We start from the raw sequence: 18,963 nt of genomic DNA on the forward strand, positions 1-18,963 counted from the left end.
CGTCCGGTCCTCACCGTTCTTCGTGGTCGCTGTCGCCGCGTGCGGCGTCTTCGAGTTCGCTCAGCACCTGTTCCTCCACCAGGTCCGCCAGGGCGGCGACGGTGCGGTTGACCAGGACGTCGCGGGGCGTGAGGTGCACGCCGAAGGCGTCGTTGGCGCGGGAGGCGATGAGCAGGGCGCGCAGGGAGTCGCCGCCCAGGGCGAAGAAGTCGTCCTCGGCTCCCACGGTGGTCTCCAGGGCCTCCTCCCACAGGGCGGCGACGGCCTCCTCGGTGGGGGTGCGGGGCGGTACGTGCGCGGCGTCGGGCCGCCGGGTCTCCGGGGCGGGGGCGGGCAGCGCGGACCGGTCCGTCTTGCCGTTCTCGGTGAGCGGGAAGCGGTCCATCGGCACGAACGCCGAGGGCACCATGGGGCCGGGCAGGGTGCGGGCGGCGAGGGCCCGCAGGTCGGCGCCGGCGGGCGGTTCGGCGCCGGGGGCGACGAGCACGTGGGCCACCAGGCGCGGCAGCCCCGGCTCGTCCTCCCGCACGCTCACCACGGCGTCCAGGACGGCCGGGTGGCGCACCAGGGTCGCCTCCACCTCGCCGGCCTCGATGCGGTGACCGCGCAGCTTGAGCTGGTGGTCGGTACGGCCGAGGTAGTGCAGTTCGCCACGGGTGTCGCGGCGGACCAGGTCGCCGGTGCGGTACATGCGGGCGCCGGGCGGTCCGAACGGGTCGGCGGTGAAGCGGGTCGCCGTCAGGCCGGGGCGGCCGAGGTAGCCGCGGGCCAGGGCCGGTCCGGCGAGCCACAGTTCGCCGGGCACTCCGTCGGGGACGGGGCGCAGGCCGGCGTCCAGGACGTAGACGGCGGTGGCGGGCAGGGCGCGGCCGACGGGCGGGGCCTCGCCGTCCGGTGTCAGCGGGTCGGACCAGGTGGCGACGACGGTGGCCTCGGTGGGCCCGTACGAGTTGATCATGCGGTGGTGGGGTGCCCAGCGGGCGACCAGTTCGGCCCGGCAGGCGTCGGCGCCGACGATCAGGGTGTGCAGGTCGGGCAGGGTGCCGGGGGTGTCCGGCGGGAGGGTGGCGAGCGCGGCGGGCGGCAGCAGGGTGTGGGTGATGCGCGCGTCGCGCAGGACGCCGGCGAGTTCGTCGCCGAGCAGCGGTCCGGGCGGCGGTACGACGAGAGCCGCGCCGTGCGGCAGCGACATGCACAGCTCCAGTACGGAGGCGTCGAAGCTGGGCGTGGCGAAGGCCAGCACCCGGTCCCCGGCGCCGACCTGGTAGTGCGCGGCCTCGGCGGCGGCGAACGCGGCCAGTCCCCGGTGGGTGACGACGACGCCCTTGGGGGTGCCGGTGGAGCCGGAGGTGTAGATGACGTACGCCGGGTCGTCGAGGTGCAGCGGGCGGACGCGGTCGGGGTCGGCGGGGCGGTGGTCCGGCGTGCCGTCGGGCGGTGCGGCGAGCAGTCCGGCGACCTCCTCGGCGGTCAGGGTGACGGCGGGCCGCGCGTCGCGCAGCATCAGCGCGACCCGCTCGGCCGGGTAGCCGGGGTCCACCGGGAGGAACGCGGCGCCCGCCTTGGCCACGGCGAGCTGGGCGAGGACCATGTCGGCCGAGCGCGGCAGGACCAGCGCGACGATGTCACCGGGCCCCGCCCCGCGGGCGATGAGCCGGTGCGCCAGCCGGTTGGCGCGGGCCTCCGCCCGAGCGAAGGTGAGCGTGGACCGCCCCGTGTCGAGGGCGGGTTCGCCGGGCCACCGGTCGACGGCGGCCTCGATCAGCGCGGGCAGCGTCGCGGGGGGCGGCGGCGCCTGCTGCGGGCGGGCGGGCCCGTGCAGCAGCCTGTCGCGTTCGGCGGGCGGCAGTACGTCCACCGCCCGCAGCGGCTGCTCGTCACCGGAGGCGGCCAGGGCGGTCAGGGTGTGCATCAGCCGGGCGGCCAGGGCGTCGGCGGTGGCCTCGTCGAAGTACCGCGGGTCGTGGCCCAGTTCCACGGTCAGCTCGTCGCCGGGCGAGATCACCACGGTGAGCGGGTAGTTGGTCGCCTCGCGGGCGTCGAGGCCGTGCACGCGCACGCCGTGCGCACCGGCGGTGGCGTCCCCGACCGGGTAGTTCTCGAACACCAGCAGGCTGTCGAACAGCGGCGTGCCGGCGGGCAGTCCGCTCCACTGGTGGAGGTCCGTGAGCGGTACGTGGTCGAAGCGCCGGTCCTCGGCGCGGGCGGCCTGCAACTCGCGCAGCCAGGCGGGGCACGGCGTGGACTCGTCCACGGTGATCCGCGCGGGCAGGGTGGTGATGAACAGGCCGGTGATGGTGTCCGCGCCCGGCAGGTCGGCGGGCCGCCCGGAGACCGTGGTGCCGAAGCACACGTCCCGCTCGCCGCCGGAGCGCGCCAGCAGCAGCGCCCAGGCGCCCTGGACGAGGGTGTTGAGGGTGAGCCGGTGGCGGCGGGCGAAGCCGGTCAGCCGGGCGGTGCCGGCCGCGTCGAGCCGCCGCGACAGCCAGGTGCCCGACCGGGCGGCGGCGCCCGGGGCGGGCCTGCGGTCGTACGGCAGCGGGGTCGGTGCGGCGTACCCGGCGAGGGCGGCCTTCCAGTGCTCCTCGGCGGCGGCGCCGTCCCGGCCGGCCAGCCAGGCGGCGTAGTCCGCGAAGGGCCGCCGGGCCGGGAGGCGCGGCTCGGTGCCGGCGGCGAGCGCGGCGTGCGCCTGGAGGACGTCGGACAGCACGTGGAAGACGCTCCAGCCGTCCAGCAGGACGTGGTGGAAGGTCCACACCACGCGGACCTCGTCCGGGCCGAGCCGGATCAGGGTGACGCGCAGCAGCGGGGGGCGGCCCAGGTCGATGCCGCGGGCGCGGTCCTCGTCGAGCAGGCGGCGCAGTGCGCCCTCCCGCTCCGCCGGGCCGAGGCCGCTCCAGTCGAGCCGGGCGACGGGCAGGGCCACGTGGCGGTGCACGGTCTGCAGCGGCACCGGGACCCCGGTCAGGGCGACGGCGGTGCGCAGCACGGGCGTGGCGTCCACGACGTGCTGCCAGGCGTCCGCGAGCAGCGCGGGGTCGCGCACGCCGTCGGCGACGAAGGTGATCTGCTCGACGTACAGGCCCTCGCCGGGCTCGTCCATGCCGTGCACGACCATGCCGGTCTGGGTGGGGGTGAGCGGGTAGACGTCCGTCACGTCCCGGCCGTCGCCGGCGAGCCGGTCGACGGCGGCCTGGTCCAGAGCGGCCAGCGGGAAGTCGGACGGGGTGCGGCCGCCCGCGCCGGGCCCGGCGCAGTGCGCGACGATCCGGCGCAGTTCCTCCGCCGTCTCCTCGGCCAGGCGGGCGACCGTCTCCGGCCGGTGCACCGCGCGGGAGTACGACCAGGTGAACTCGAGGCGCCGGCCGGTGACCCGGCCGAGCACGTCGATGAGGTGGGGCCGCTGCGCCGAGCGGTCCATGCCGCCGGTCAGTCCCTCGTGGGGCGCCCGCAGCAGACCGTCCCCGGCCGCGTCCCGGTCCTGCCGGCCGAGGTAGTTGAAGCCGATCTGCGGCAGGGCGGGCAGCGCGGCTCCCGCCGTCGGGTGCAGGTGCCGCAGCGCGCCGTAGCCCACTCCCCCGCGCGGTACGGCCCGCAGGTTCTCCTTGACGGTCTTGAGCGCGGTGCCGAGGCCGGCGTCGCGGGGCACGTCGAGGCCGACGGGGTACATGGTGGTGAACCAGCCGACGGTGCGGGAGAGGTCGACGCCCTCGAAGAGGTCCTCGCGGCCGTGTCCCTCCAGCGCGACCACCACCCGGTCCTGTTCCGTCCAGCGGGCGAGGACCCGGCCGAGCGCGCACAGCAGGACGTCGTTGACGCGGGTGCGGTAGGCGTCGGGCACCTCCGTCAGCAGGCGCCGGGTCTCCTCGGCGCCCAGGCCCACGGTCACGGTCTCCTCGTCGGCGGCGGTGTTGCCGCCGGGGAGGTCGGCCGGCAGGCCGGTGGGGTGCAGGGCGCTCCAGTGGGCGACCTCGTCGTCGAAGCCGCCGCCGGCGGTGTACCCGGCCAGGCGCCGGGCCCAGTCGCGGAAGGACGTGGTCTTCGCTCCCAGGTCGGGGGCCTCGCCGGCGCTCAGCGCCCGGTGGGCCGCCTCCAGGTCTTCGAGGATCACGCGCCAGGACACCGCGTCGACGACCAGGTGGTGGGCGGCCAGCAGGAGGACGGACGGCCGGCCGCCGTCCCGGTGGCACAGGGCGGCCTTCAGCAGCGGCCCGCCGGCCAGGTCGAACGCGGAGCACAACCCGGCGGCCACGTCGGCCGGTTCCTCCGGGGCGCGGTGCACCTCCAGGTGGGGGGCGGCGCCGGGCGGGGCGCCCGTCTGCCGCCACCGGCCGTCGCCGCCCGGGGGCTCGTAGCGCATGCGCAGCGCGTCGTGCTGCTCCAGGACCGCCGCGAGGGCGGCGCGCAGCAGCGCCTCGTCGGTGTCGGGCGCCACCTCGAAGGAGACGGCCTGGGTGAAGCGCGCCGGGTCACCGGTGAGGGTGTCGAACAGCCAGTGCTGTACGGGGGTGAGGGGGACGTCGCCGACGACCGGGCCCTGGTCGGCCGTGGCGGTCGCGGGGCCGGCCGGTGCGGTGTCGACCGCGGCGGCCAGCTCGGCGATCGTCTGGTGGGCGAACAGGTGACGGGGTGTCAGGGTGATCCCGGCGCGGCGGGCCGCGGAGACGATCTGGATGCCGAGGATGGAGTCCCCGCCGAGCGCGAAGTAGTTGTCCGTGGCGCCCACTTCGGGCACCCCGAGCACCTGCGCCCAGATCGCGGCGAGCGTCTGCTCGGTGGCGGTGCTCGGCGGGCGGGTGTCCTGCGGGGTGACGGCGGCGGACCACACCGGTTCGGGCAGGGCGCGCCGGTCCAGCTTGCCGGTGGCGCCCAGCGGCAGTTGCCCCAGGGGCACCACGGCCGCGGGGACCAGGTGGTCGGGCAGGGTGCGGGCGAGGAACGCGCGCAGCTCGGCCGGTGCCGGGAGGTCGCCGGCGCGGGGCACGGCGTATCCGACGAGGCGTTTGTGGCCGTCGTGCTCGACGACGCGGGAAGCTGCCGCGGCGACCTGCGGGTGCCGGGCCAGCGCGGCCTCCAGCTCGCCGAGTTCGATGCGGAAGCCGCGCACCTTCACCTGGTCGTCGGTCCGGCCGAGGTACAGCAGGTCGCCGTCGGCACTCCAGCGGACCAGGTCGCCGGTGCGGTACATGCGGCTGCCGGGCGGGCCGAAGGGGTCGGCGAGGAAGCGGCCGGCGGTCAGGCCGGGCCGGTTCAGGTAGCCGCGGGCCACCCCGGTGCCGGCGAGGTACAGCTCGCCGGGCGCCCCGACGGGCACGGGCCGCAGGCGGGCGTCGAGGACGTAGGCGCGGGCGCCGCCGACGGGCCGGCCGATGGGCGGCACCCGGTCGGGGTCGGCCGGGTCGCAGGTGAAGGCGGTGGCGTAGACGGTGGCCTCGGTGGGGCCGTAGATGTTCATCACCCGGCAGCCGGGGACCGCCGCCCGCACCTGCTGGACGGCGCGGGCGGGCAGGGCCTCGCCGGCCAGGACGACGGTGTCGGCGCCCACGTGCGCGGTGTCCTCGGCCAGCAGCCGGCCGAGGGCGGACGGCACGGCGCTGAGCAGCCCGGCCCGCCACGGCCCGGACCGCTCGGCGAGGGCCAGCAGGTCGCGGACGACCTCCACCCGGCCGCCCGCCAGCAGCGGCGAGAAGATCTCGAACACCGACACGTCGAAGTTGAGCGAGGTGGACGCCACCACGTGGGCGAGCCCGAGGCCGCCGAACTCGGCGGCGGCCCAGTCGGTCAGCGCCACCACGGAGGCGTGCGGGACGACGACGCCCTTCGGCCGGCCGGTGGAGCCGGAGGTGTGGATGACGTAGGCCGGGTGGTCCGGCAGCAGCCCGCCGCGCCGCTCGCCGTCGCCGACGGGCGCGGCGGACGCGGCGGCCAGCCGGGCGGCCCGGTCCGGGTCGTCCAGGGCGATCCGGGTGTACGGGCCCTGCGGCAGTCGTGCGGAGATCTCCACGCTGGTGATCACCGCGTCGGGGCGTACGTCCTCGAAGAGGAACGTGATGCGCTCCGCCGGGTAACCGGGGTCGACCGGCAGGTAGGCGGCGCCGCTCTTGAGGACCGCGAGGAGCGCCACGATCAGGTCGGCGGTGCGGGGCAGGGCCAGGGCGACGAACCGCTCCGGTCCGGCGCCGGCCTCGATCAGCAGGCGGGCGAGCCGGTTGGCGCGCTGGTCGAGCTGACGGTACGTCAGGTGGTCGGGGCCGGAGCTGACGGCGAGCGCGTCGGGGGTGCGGGCGACCTGGTCCGCGAAGGCGTCCGGGAGGGTGCGCCGCGGGAGCCGCGCCCCCGGTCCGGCGAGGCGGTCCACCAGGCGGCGTCCGTCGGCCGGTCCGAGGGGGGTCAGGTCGGCCAACCTGCGGTCGGCGTCGGCGGCGAACTGGGCCAGCAGGGTGCGCAGGCTCGCGCCGATCCCCTCGACGGTGGCCGCGTCGAAGGCGGCCGGGTCGTAGTCGAGGCTCACGGTGACGTCGTCGCCGGGGGCGACGACCACGCTGAGCGCGTAGCTGGTCGGCTCGACGTCGCGTTCCTGCTCGACGGCGAGTCCGTGCCGGGCCAGGGCGCCCGCGTCGAACGGGTAGTTCTCGAAGACGACGATGCTGTCGAACAGGCCGGTGCCGCCGGGGACCTCGCTCCAGGACTGGAGCTGGGCGAGGGAGACGAAGTCGTGGCGGCGCGACTCGGACTGGGCGGCCTGCAGTTCGCGCAGCCACTCCAGCAGGGGGCGCCGCCGGTCGACGCGCAGCCGGGTGGGCAGGGTGTTGATGAACAGGCCCACCATCGTGGTGACGCCGGGCAGTTCGGCCGGGCGGCCGGACACCGTCGTGCCGAAGACGACGTCGTCGCCGCCGCCGTAGTGGTGCAGCAGCAGGCCCCAGGCGCCCTGGAGCACCGTGTTGACGGTCAGCCCGGCCCGCTGGGCGGTGTCCCTCAGCCTCGCCGACACCTCCTTGCCGAGGACCACCCGCACGGTGCCCGACGAGGACGCGCCGTGGGTGCCGGCCGAGCGCCGGTCGCGGGGCAGTTCGGTGGGCACGGCGAACCCGGCGAGGGTGTCGCGCCAGTGCTGTTCCGCCCGAGCGGTGTCCTGGGCGGCCAGCCACTCCAGGTAGCGGGCGAAGCGGGCCCGGTCGGGCACCCGCGGGCGGCGGCCGGCGGTGCGGGCCGCGTACCGCTCGCACACCTCGTCGAACACCTGGGCGGCGCTCCAGCCGTCGAGCAGCACGTGGTGGAACGTCCACACCATGCGTACCCGGTCGGGGGCCAGCCGGATCAGGGCGAGCCGCATCAGCGGGGCCGTCCCGAGGTCGACGCCCGCCTCGCGGTCGGCGGCCAGCAGCGCCTCCGTCTCGCGTGCGCACCACTCGGGGGGCCGGCCGGTCCAGTCGTGGTGGGTGACCGGAACGGCGGCCCGCTTCTCCACCACCTGGAGGGGTTCGGCGGTCTCCTGCCACACCAGGCGGGTGCGCAGGATCGCGTTGGCGTCCGCCGTGTCCTGCCACGCCCCGGCGAGGGCGTGCGGGTCGGTGACGCCGTGCAGGACGACCTGCACCTGGTTGACGTAGGTGCGGCCCTGCGGGTCCATCAGGCTGTGGAACAGCATGCCCGCCTGCATCGGGGTCAGCGGGTACACGTCCTCGACGCCGCGGCCGTCGCCCACGACCCGGTCCACGGCGGCCTGGTCGAGCCGGGCCAGCGGGAAGTCCGAGGGGGTGCGGCCGCCGGCCCCCGGGGCGGCGCAGTGCGCGACGATCTCCTCCAGGGAGCGCAGCAGGCCCCCGGCGAGGGAGGCGACGGTCTCCTCGCGGTGGCGGCCGCCGCTGTAGTGCCAGGTGATCTCCAGCTCGTCGTCCTCGATCCGGGCCACCACGTCCAGCAGGTGCGGGCGCGGCGCGCCGGGGTCCTCCGCGCCGTCCAGGCCGCCGGGCACGGCCCGGACCAGCTCGGCGTCGGCGGCGGACCAGTCGAAGCGGCCCAGGTAGTTGAAGCTGATGCCGGGCAGCGGCGCACCGGCGAACCCCTGGTCGCCCGCGAGGTGGCGCAGGGCGCCGTAGCCGATCCCCCGGTCGGGCACGGCCCGGAGCTGTTCCTTCACGGCCTTCAGCGCGGCGCCCCAGTCGCCGTCGGGCAGGTCGAGGGCGACCGGGAAGAGGCTGGTGAACCAGCCGACCGTGCGGGACAGGTCGAGGTCGTCGAAGTGCCGGTCCTCGCGGCCGTGTCCCTCCAGCCCCACGGCGACGGTGCTCCGGCCGGTCCAGTCGGCCAGGACGCGGCCGAGGGCGGTGAGCAGGACGTCGTCGACGCGGGTGCGGTACACGCCGGGGACCTCGCGCAGGAGGCTCTCGGTGCGCCGCCGGTCGAGGCGTACGGTCACGGCGCGCAGGTCGGCGGCGGTGTTGCCGCCGTCGAGGTCCACCGGCAGGGGTTCGGCGCAGTGCCGGGAGACGTCGGCCCAGTAGGCGCGCTGTGCGGTGAGGCCGGCCTCGCCGGTGCGTGCGGTGAGCCGCCGCACCCACTCCCGCACGGACGTGGTGCGCTGCGGCAGTCGGACCGGCTCGCCGCTCCTGGCCTGGCGGTAGGCGGTCTCCAGGTCCTCCAGCAGAATCCGCCAGGAGACGCCGTCGACGATGAGGTGATGGGCCGTCAGCAGCAGGCGGGGGGGCCGGTTGCCGCCGGTGAACAGGCGCGCGGCGATCAGCGGCCCGGTGTCCAGCCGGAAGCCGGTGTGCGCCTCGTGGGTGAGGCGGGCCTCGGCCCGTGCGGCGGTGCCGGCGTCCTGGCCCCTCAGGTCGTGCGTGCGCAGCAGCTCCGGCACCTCGGTGTCCGCGGCGGTGTACTCCTGGCGCCAACTGCCGTCGGCGGCGCGGGCGAACCGGGCGCGCAGGGCGTCGTGGTGGGTCCACAGCGCGGCCAGGGCGGCGTGCAGGGCGGCGGGGTCGACGTCGTCGCCGGTCTCGACGACCACCGACTGGTTGAAGTACTCCGGGCGTGGCGGCTCGGCGTCGAGGAACCAGTGCTGGATCGGGGTGAGGGGCACTTCGCCCGCGACCGTGCCGGTGCCCGCGACGGTCGCGGCGGCGCCCGTCGAGGCGGCGGCCAGGGCGGCGAGCGTGGGGTGGCGGAACAGGTCCCGCGGAGTCAGCGCGAGCCCGGCGGTGCGGGCCCGGGAGACGACCTGGATGCTGACGATCGAGTCGCCGCCCAGCATGAAGAAGTGGTCGTCGACGCCGACCCGTTCCACGCCCAGCAGGTCGGCCCAGATACCGGCGAGCACCTGCTCGGCGCCGGTGCGCGGGGCGCGGTAGGCGGTGTCGGCCGCCGCCGACCACTCGGGTGCGGGCAGCTTGCGCCGGTCGAGCTTGCCGTTCGTGGTCAGGGGCAGCTCGGCGAGCGGGACGAACGCGGCCGGGACCATGTAGTCGGGCAGTTCCGCGGCCACGTGGGCGCGCAGCTCGGCCGTCTGCGGCACGGCGGCGCCGACGGCCGGCACCAGGTGCGCGACCAGGCGCTTGCGTCCCTCGTGCCGGGACACCGACACCACCGCCTCGGCGACCGCCGGGTGGGCGGTGAGCCGGGCCTCGATCTCGGCGGGCTCGACGCGGAAGCCGCGGATCTTGATCTGGTCGTCGGAGCGTCCCACGAAGTGCAGGTCGCCGTCGGCGCTCCAGCGCACGATGTCACCGGTGCGGTACATCCGTTCGCCGGGCGGTCCGTAGGGGTCCGCGAGGTAGCGGGCCGCGGTGGCGCCGGGGCGGCCGGTGTAACCGCGGGCCAGCCCGGCGCCGGCGAGGTACAACTCCCCTGGTACACCAGGTGGTTGCGGCTGGAGGGCGTCGTCCAGGACGTAGGCGCGGGTGTCGTCCAGGGGGCGGCCGATGGGCAGCGCCGCGGGCAGGACGTCACCGGCGCGGAAGGGCCGGCGGGTGGCGAAGGCGGTGGTCTCGGTGGGGCCGTACACGTCGACGACGGTGAGGTCGGGGCAGGCGTCCAGCACCCGTCGTACGGCGGCGCCGGGCACGGCCTCGCCGCCGGTCCACACCTCGCGGGCGCCGCGCAGGCAGGCGGGGTCCTCCTGGGCGAACAGGCGGAACAGGCCGATCGTCAAGAACACGACCCCGACGCCCTGTTCGGTGATCGCGTGGCGTACGGCGGCGGCGTCCAGCTCTCCCGGCGGGGCCAGGACGGCCGTGCCGCCGCGCAGCAGGGGCACCCACAGCTCGTAGGTGGACGCGTCGAAGGCGTGCGGCGAGTGCACGAGGACGCGGTCGTGGCTCGCGAAGGCACGGTCCAGGGCGAGGGCGGCGACGTCCCGCTGCCGTGCCGCCACGCCCTTGGGACTGCCGGTGGAGCCGGAGGTGAACATGAGGTACTGGACGTTCTCCGGGTGCACGCGCGGCACGGTGGCGAGGTCCGCGGTGGGCCCGTCGGTCTCCAGGTCCGGGCGCAGGACGTGTCCCTCGGGGAGGAGGTCCGCGGCGGTCCCGTGCCACTCGGCGTCCGTGAGCAGCAGGCCGGCGCCGGCCTCCGCGAGCATGGTGCGCAGCCGGTCCCCGGGGGCCCGGCCGTCGAGCGGGACGTACACGCCGCCGAGGCGGGCCAGCGCGAGCTGGGTGACGACCAGGGCGGTGGAGCGGTCCATGAGCACCCCGACGGCGACCTCCGGGCGCACCCCGAGCGCGGCCAGCCGGCCGGCCAGGGCGGTCGCCCGGGTGTCGAGGTCACGGTAGGTCAGCCGCTCGCCGCCGGCGATCAGGGCCACGGCGTCGGGGGTGCGTTCCACCTGCGCGGCGAAGAGGTCCGCGGTGGTCGTGACGGGAGTGCCGGTGGCCGTGTCGTTCCAGGTGTGCAGCACCTGCTCGCGGCGGGCGGCCGTCAGCAGGGACAGCCGGGCGGGGACGGACCGCGGGGCGGCGGCGAACCCCTCCAGCAGGACGGTGAGGTACTCGGCCATCCGCTCGATCGTGGCGGTGTCGAAGAGGTCCGGGTCGTAGCCGAGCCGCAGGGTGAGTTCGGGGCCGGGGTAGGCGACCAGGCTGAGCGGGTAGTTGGTGGTCTCGATCCCCTCCAGGCCGGTCAGCCGCAGGCCGTGCGCGGCGGCGAGGTCGTCGTCCACCGGGTAGTTCTCGAAGACGACGATGCTGTCGAACAGGGCGGCGCGCTCGGGCAGGTCGGTGTACGCGGTCATCCGGTGCAGCGGCACGTGGTCGTGGCGCCGGTCCTCGCTCTGCTCCTGCTGGAGCCGGGCCAGCCAGGTGAGCAGCGGCTCGTCGCGCGGCACCCGTACGCGGGTGGGCAGGGTGGCGATGAACAGGCCGGTGATGGCGTCGGCGCCGAACAGCTCGGGCGGCCGTCCGGACACGGTGGTGCCGAACACCACCTCGTCGCGGCCGGCCTGACGGCTCATCAGCACCGCCCAGGCGCCCTGGACGAGGGTGTTGACCGTCAGGCCCGCCGTCCTCGCCACGTCCAGCAGCGACTTGGTGACGGCCTCGGGCAGGGTGACGCGGACCGCCGCCGTGGACTCCGCGCGGTGGCTCTCGCGGGGCTCGCGGTCGAAGGGCAGGGCGGTGGTCTCGGCCAGCCCGTTCAGCCGGGCCCGCCAGTGCCGTTCGCCGTCGGCCGCCTCGGTGTGCTCGCGCAGCCAGGCGACGTAGTCGCGGAACGGGCGGCGCTCGGGCAGCACCGGATGTGCGATGCCGGACAGGCCCGCGTGACAGGCGAACACGTCGGACAGCACCTGGAACAGGCTCCAGCCGTCCAGGATCAGGTGGTCGAAGGACCACACGACGCGCACCGCGCCGTCGCTGACCCGGGCCAGCACCAGGCGCTGGAGCGGGGCGCGGGTCAGGTCCACGCCCCGGGCGCGGTCGCCCTCCAGCAGGTCGCGCAGCCGCTCGTCCTGCTCGGCGGTGGTCATGCCGCGCCAGTCGGCGAACTCCACCGGTACGGCGGCCCGGCGGTGCACCGCGAGCAGCGGCTCGGGCACGTCCTCCCACACGACCCGTGCGCGCAGCACCGGGGTGCGGTCGGTGACCCGCTGCCAGGCGTCGGCCAGCACCGCCGGGTCGGGCACGCCGTCCAGGACGAACGTCAACTGCTGGAAGTACACGCCGCGGTCGGCCTGGGAGAGCCGGTGGAAGAGCATGCCGGCCTGGGTGGGCGTGAGCGGGTGGACGTCCTCCAAGCCGGCCGGGTCCTCCCCCGCGACGCGGTCGACCTGGGACTGGTCGAGCCGGGCCAGCGGGAAGTCGGAGGGGGTGCGTCCGGCCGCGCCGGGACGGGCCGCGTGCCGGGCGAGACCGGCCAGCGCGCCGGCGTAGCGCTCCGCGAGGTCCGCGACGGTCGCCGGCCGGTGCATCCGGTCGGAGTAGAACCAGGTGAACTCCAGGCTGTCGCCGTCGAGCCGCCCCACCACCTCCAGGGGGTGCGGGCGCGTCGACGCGGGGTCGGCGTCCAGTTCCAGCGGGCGGGCCAGTCCGCGGAACAGCCCCTCCTCGGAGGTCTCGGACAGGCCGAACCGGCCGAGGTAGTTGAAGCTGATCTGCGCGCTGGTCGCCGGGAGCGGTGCGCCGTCACGGCCCGGCAGGGTCAGCGCGCCGTGGCCGATGCCGTGCCGGGGTACGGCGCGCAGGTGTTCCTTGACCTGCTTGAGCACGCCGTCCCAGTCCTTCTCGGGCGGGACGGCCAGGGCGACGGGGTGGCGGGTGGTGAACCAGCCGACGGTGCGGCTGGTGTCGACGTCGGCGAACAGGTCCTCGCGGCCGTGTCCTTCCACGTCGACCAGGACCCGCTCGTGGCCGCTCCAGTCGCACAGCACCCGGCCGAGCGCGGCGAGCAGGACGTCGTTGGCCCGGGTGCGGTAGGTCTCCGGGAGGGTCCGCAGCAGCAGGGCGGTGTCCTCGGCGCCGATCCGCACCGTGACCGAGCGCTGGGAGGCGTAGGTGTTGGCGCCCTCCCGGTCCGTGGGAAGGGCCGCCCGCGCGCCCTCTGTCTGCCGGGTCCAGTACGCCTTCTCCGCGGCGAAGCCGCCGGCGGCGGTGTGCGCGGCCAGACGCTCGGCCCACTGCCGCAGCGGGGCGGACTTGCGGGGCAGCGCGGTCGCGCCGTCCCGGCCCTCGCGGCGGGCGCGGTAGGCGTGTTCGAGGTCTTCCAGGAGCAGGCGCCAGGAGACGCCGTCCACGACGAGGTGGTGGACGGACAGGTGCAGCACGGGCGGCCGTCCGTCGCCCCGGTCGTGCAGGACGGCACGCAGCAGCGGGCCGTGCTCCAGGTCGTACCGGCCAAGGTGCGGGGTGTCGGTGTCCGGGCCGGTGTGGCGGGTGAGGCGGCAGCGCGCGGCCGGGCCGTCGATGAGCCACCGGACGCCCGCCTCGTCGGCGAGGAACCGGGACCGCAGCGCGTCGTGGTGGGCGACCACGTCGTCCAGGGCGGCCTGGAGCGCGCTCTCGTCGATGTCGGCGGGCAGTTCCAGCGACAGCGTCTGGGCGAAGTGCCCGGCCCGTTCGGCGGCGCTGTCGAGGAGCCAGTGCTGGATGGGGGTCAGCGGCGCGGTGCCGGTGGCCTCGACGGGGGCGGCCGGGGCGGCTCCGCGCAAGCTGCCGCTCTCGTCGGCGCGGCGGGCCAGGGCGGCGAGCGTCTGGTGCTGGTAGAGGTCCCGCGAGCTGATCGTCAGGCCCGCCTGCCGGGCCTGGGCCACGACCTGGATGCTGAGGATGGAGTCGCCGCCCAGCGCGAAGAAGTTGTCGTCCGCGCCGACCCGCTCGACCTGCAGTACGCCGGCCCAGATGGCGGCCAGGGCCCGTTCGGTGGCGGTGCGGGGCGCGACGTGGCGGGTGGCGCGTTCGGCGGGCGCCGGGTCGGGGAGCCGGCCGCGGTCCAGTTTGCCGTTGGGGTTGAGCGGCAGGGCGGGCAGCACCACGACGGCCGAGGGGACCATGTAGTCGGGCAGGGTGCGCCCGAGTGCCCGGCGTACGGCCTCGGGCTCCACCGTGGCGCCGGGGGCGGGGACGACGTATCCGGCGAGGCGGCGGTGGCCGTCGCCGTCACGGACCGTGGCGGCGGCCTCGGCGACGCCCGCGCAGTTGCGCAGCGCCTCCTCGACCTCGCCCAGCTCTATGCGGAAGCCGCGCACCTTGACCTGCTGGTCGACGCGGCCGAGGTACTGGAGCTGGCCGTCGGCGCTCCAGCGCACCAGGTCGCCCGTGCGGTACATGCGTTCCCCGGGAGCGCCGAACGGGTCGGCGACGAAGCGGGCGGCGGTCAGGCCGGGGCGGTGCAGGTACCCGCGGGCGAGTCCTCCGCCGCCGAGGTACAACTCGCCGGTGACACCCGGCGGCTGGGGGCGCAGCAGGCGGTCCAGGACGTAGGCGCGGGTGCGGGCGACGGGGCGCCCTATGGGCGGGGCCTGGTCGGGGACGGTGCCGCCGGCGAACCAGGCGGTGGCGTAGACGGTGGCCTCGGTGGGGCCGTAGATGTTCGCCACCTCGGCCGCGGGCATGGCGTCGCGGATGTCGCGGACGGTGCGGGCCGGCAGCGCCTCCCCGGCCAGGACGACGGTGTCCGCCTCCAGGGCGCCGGCGCCGCCGAACATCCGGGACAGCGCGGACGGCACGCCGCTGAGCAGTCCGGCCCGGCGCGGGCCCGAGCCGTCGGCGGGGGCGGGGAGGTCGGCCAGAGCGGTGAGGTCGGCGACGACCTCGACGCTGCCGCCGGCCAGCAGGGGGCACAGCAGCTCGAAGACGGACACGTCGAAGTTGAGGGAGGTGGAGGCGACGACGTGGTCGAAGCCGCGCGCCCCGAACGTGTCCCGGGCCCAGGCGGCCAGCGCGGCCACGCTGCGGTGGGTGACGACCACCCCCTTGGGCCGGCCGGTGGAGCCGGAGGTGTAGATGACGTAGGCGGGGTGCGACGGGTGGAGCGGTGCGGTGCGGTCGGCGTCGGTGAGATCGGCCTCTGTGCGGTCGGCCTCTGTGCGGTCGGCGTCGGCACCGGCCGGGTCCGCGAGGTCCGCCGCGGTGCCCGCCGTGACGTCGGTTTCATCGGTTGTGCCGGTGACGAAGGGGGCCACGTCCTCCAGCAGCAGCGGCCGGCAGTCCTCGGGCAGCGCGTGCGCGGTCTCCCGGGTGGCGAGGACGAGGGCGGGGGTCGCGTCGGTGAGCATGAAGCGGATGCGCTCGGCCGGGTAGGCGGGGTCGACGGGCAGGTAGCCGGCGCCCGACTTCAGGACGGCCCACAGCACCGGCAGCAGGCCGGTGGTGCGCGGCAGGCACAGCGCCACCAGGGACTCCGGTCCCGCGCCGCGCGCCGCGAGCAGACGGGCCAGACGGTTGGCGCGCCGGTTCAGGCCGGCGTAGTCCAGCCGGGCGTCGCCGCAGATGACGGCGGTCCGGTCGGGCGTCCTGGCCACCTGCTCCTCGAAGAGCGCGGGGAGCGCGGTGCCGGCGGCCGGGTCCCCGGCCGACGCGGGCGGGTTCCAGGAGTCCAGGAGCACCCGCCGCTCGTCGTCGGAGAGCAGCGGGAGGTCGGCCAGCGTCCGCTGCGGGCCGTTCGCCATCCCTTCGAGCAGGTGGCGCAGTTGCCGGGCCATCCGGGCCACGGTCGTCGCGTCGAACAGGTCGGTGTTGTACTCGACCGTCAGCTCGTGTCCGCCGTCGGCGCGCGGCGCGAACTCCAGCACCAGGTCGAAGCGGGCGGCCGGGCGCGGCAGCGGGTGGTCCTCGATGCGCAGTCCGGCGGCGGCCGGCGGCCGGGCGGGAGCCGCCTGCTGGACCACCATCGCCTGCACCAGGGGGGTGCGGCTGGGGTCGCGGGGCGGGGCCAGTTCCTCGACCACCCGGTCGAAGGGCACCCCGTCGTGGGCGAACGCGTCCAGCACGGTCGCGCGCATGGTCTGCACGAACCGGTCCACCGTGGCGGCGTCGTCGACCTCGCCGCGCAGCACGACGGTGTTGGCGAAGAAGCCGGTCACGTCCTCCAGTTCGCGGCGGTCCCGCCCGTTGGTGACGGTGCCGAAGGCGACGTCCCGCTGTCCCGAGTGGCGGGCGAACAGCACGGCCGCCGCCGCGGCGAACACCGTGAAGAGGGTGGTGTCGCGGCCCGCGGCCAACTGCCGTAACCGGTCCACCAGGTCGCGCGGTACGTCCTGGCGGTGGGCGGCGCCCGCCGTGGTGCGCACCCCGGGGCGCGGCCGGTCGGTGGGCAGGTCGAGCTGCTGGAGGCCGGCCAGGTGGCGTCTCCAGTACGCGAGGTCGTCGGCGTGGGCGCCGTCGGTGTGCCGACGGTTCTCCCACAGCGCGAAGTCCGGGTACTGCACGCCGGGTCCGGGCAGCCCGTCGGGTTCGCCGGCGGCCTCCGCGCGGTAGAGCGCGGCCAGGTCCCGGGTCAGGACGCCGACCGACCAGCCGTCGGTGACGATGTGGTGCTGGGCCAGCAGCAGGACATGGTCCTCGGGTGCCCGGCGGATGAGCAGCGTCCGCGTCAGGGGCCCGGTCGTCAGGTCATGGGGGCGGCGCAGCTCCTCGGTCAGCAGACGCTCTACGGCGCCGTCCCGCCGGTCGGCCGGCACATGCCCGACGTCGGCGGTGCGCAGCGGCAGGTCCGCCTCGTCGGCGACGAGTTGCACGCCTTGTCCGTCGACCGTGGCGAAGGTGGTGCGCAGGGAGTCGTGGCGGGCGGCGAGCCGGTGCAGGGCGCGTTCCAGGGCCGGCGTGTCCAGGGGGCCGCGCAGGCGCAGCGCCACGCCGGTGTTGTATTCGGTGCCGCCGCCGGAGAGGTCGTCGAGGAACCACAGGCGCCGCTGGGCGCTGGAGAGCGGGACGGGCTCCGAGCGCGGGGCGACGGGGACCGGCTCCGGCGGGGCGGCGGACGGCTCGGCGGCCAGCGGGGCGAGGGCGCCGACGGTCCGCGCGGTGAACACGTCGCGCAGGGTGAGCCGGACGTCGAACGCCTCCCGGATGCGGGTCAGCACGCGGGCCGCGAGGATCGAGTCGCCGCCCAGGTCGAAGAAGTCGTCGTCGAGGCCGAGGGTGTCGACGCCGAGGACCTCGGCCCAGATCGTGGCCAGGGTCCGTTCGCCGTCGGTGCGCGGTTCGACGTGCCGTTCGGTCGTCGCGGCGTCGGGAGCGGGCAGTGCCCTGAGGTCGATCTTGTTCTGCGGGGTGAGCGGCAGCGCGTCCAGCACGACGATCGCGGAGGGCACCATGTGCGCGGGCAGGGCCGCGGCGAGGGCGGCGCGCAGCCGGGCCGGCTCGGGTCTGCCGGCGGGGTCGGCGGGGGTGACGTAGCCGATGAGCCGGCCGCGGCCGGAGTCCTCGTCGCGGACCACGACGACGGCTTCGCGGACCTGCGGGTCCCGGGCCAGGGCGACCTCGATCTCGCCGGGTTCGATGCGGAAACCGCGGACCTTGACCTGCCGGTCGGCGCGGCCGAGGAACTCCAGCTCGCCGTCGTCGCGCCGGCGCACCCGGTCGCCGGTGCGGTACAGACGGGCGCCGGGCGGCCCGGAGGGGTGGGCGACGAACCGTGTCGCGGTCAGTCCGGGCCGGTTGAGGTAGCCGCGGGCCAGTCCGTCGCCGCCCACGTACAGCTCGCCCTCACCGCCGGCCGGCACCGGGCGCAGCGCCGCGTCGAGGACGTGGGCCTCGGTGCCGGGCAGCGGGCCGCCGATCGCGGGGGTCCCGGTGCCCGCGTTCAGGGGCCCGGTCCAGGTGGCGACGATGGTGGCCTCGGTCGGCCCGTAGGAGTTGATCATGCGGCGGCCGGGGGCCCACCGGTCGACGAGCGCGGCCGGGCACGCCTCGGCCCCGACGATCAGGGTGCGCAGCGACGGCAGGCCGCCGAGGTCCGCCGGGTCGGGCAGGGTGGCCAGGGCCGCCGGCGGTATGAGGGTGTGGGTGATGCGGTGTTCGGTCAGGACGGCGGCCAGTTCGTCGCCCAGCCAGGGACCGTGCGGCGGGACGACCAGGGCGGCGCCGGACAGCACCGAGATGAACAGCTCCAGTACGGAGGCGTCGAAACTCGGCGAGGAGAACTGCAGCACGCGGTCGCCGGGGCCGACGGCGTAGCGCTCGGCGGCCGCCGCGGCGAACCCGGCGATGCCCCGGTGGGTGACGGTGACGCCCTTGGGGGTGCCGGTGGAGCCGGAGGTGAAGATGACGTACGCGGCGTGGTCGGGGTGCACGCGGCTCGGGGGCGGGTCCGCCTCCTCGCGCTCGCCGTCCGCGCCGTCCAGGAGCGCCTTGACCCGGTCCACGTCGTCCAGGACGGCGGCGGGCGCGGCGTCGGCGAGCATCAGCGCCTGCCGTTCGGCGGGGTAGTCGGGGTCGACGGGGAGGAAGGCCGCCCCGGCGAGGGCCACGGCCAGTTCGGCGGCGATCAGTTCGACCGAGCGCGGCAGGACCAGGGCCACGGTCCGCTCCGGTCCGGCGCCGTGCGCGACGAGGTGGGCGGCGAGCCGGCCGGCCTTCCGGGCGAGTTCCCCGTACGACCAGGTGCGCCGGCCGTCGGTGACCGCGGGGGCGTCCGGGTCGCGCGTCACCTGCCGGGCGAACAGCTCACCGAGCGGGTGCCGGGCGGCGACGTGAGCGGGGTCCGGCGGGACCGTGCCGGCCGTCGGGAGCGTGGCGGGGCGCTGGGCGTGCAGGTCCGTCATCGTGGTGCAGTCCTTCGGGCGGGGGCGGCGCGCGGGCCCGCCGCGCCGCTTCCGGGCTGCCTGTGGGCACACCGGAGCGGGGCGGGAGTCCTTGCGTACGGGCGGGTGCGGGTGCGGGGCGTGACCGGGTCGTGCCGGTGAGCGCGAGCGGACGGTGCGGGTCCGGACGCGCGAGCGGACGGTGCGGGTCCGGACGCGCGAGCGGACGGTGCGGGTCCGGCGGACGGCCGGTTTCCACCGGGCGCACGGTCGGTCGGCGTGGATCG

Annotated in this window: 1 protein-coding gene; it reads right to left on the reverse strand. The window is 76.3% G+C overall.

What is annotated here, in order from left to right; genetic code table 11:
- Nucleotides 1–10: 10 nt before the first annotated feature.
- A complete protein-coding gene (locus tag ACFY32_RS21745) occupies nt 11–18,697 on the reverse strand; it encodes a non-ribosomal peptide synthase/polyketide synthase (RefSeq protein WP_390675005.1) in 18,687 nt (6,228 codons plus the stop codon).
- Nucleotides 18,698–18,963: the final 266 nt, after the last annotated feature.

Origin of the sequence: Streptomyces sp. NPDC000134 (assembly GCF_042899225.1) — a bacterium.
Classification (GTDB): Bacteria; Actinomycetota; Actinomycetes; order Streptomycetales; family Streptomycetaceae; genus Streptomyces.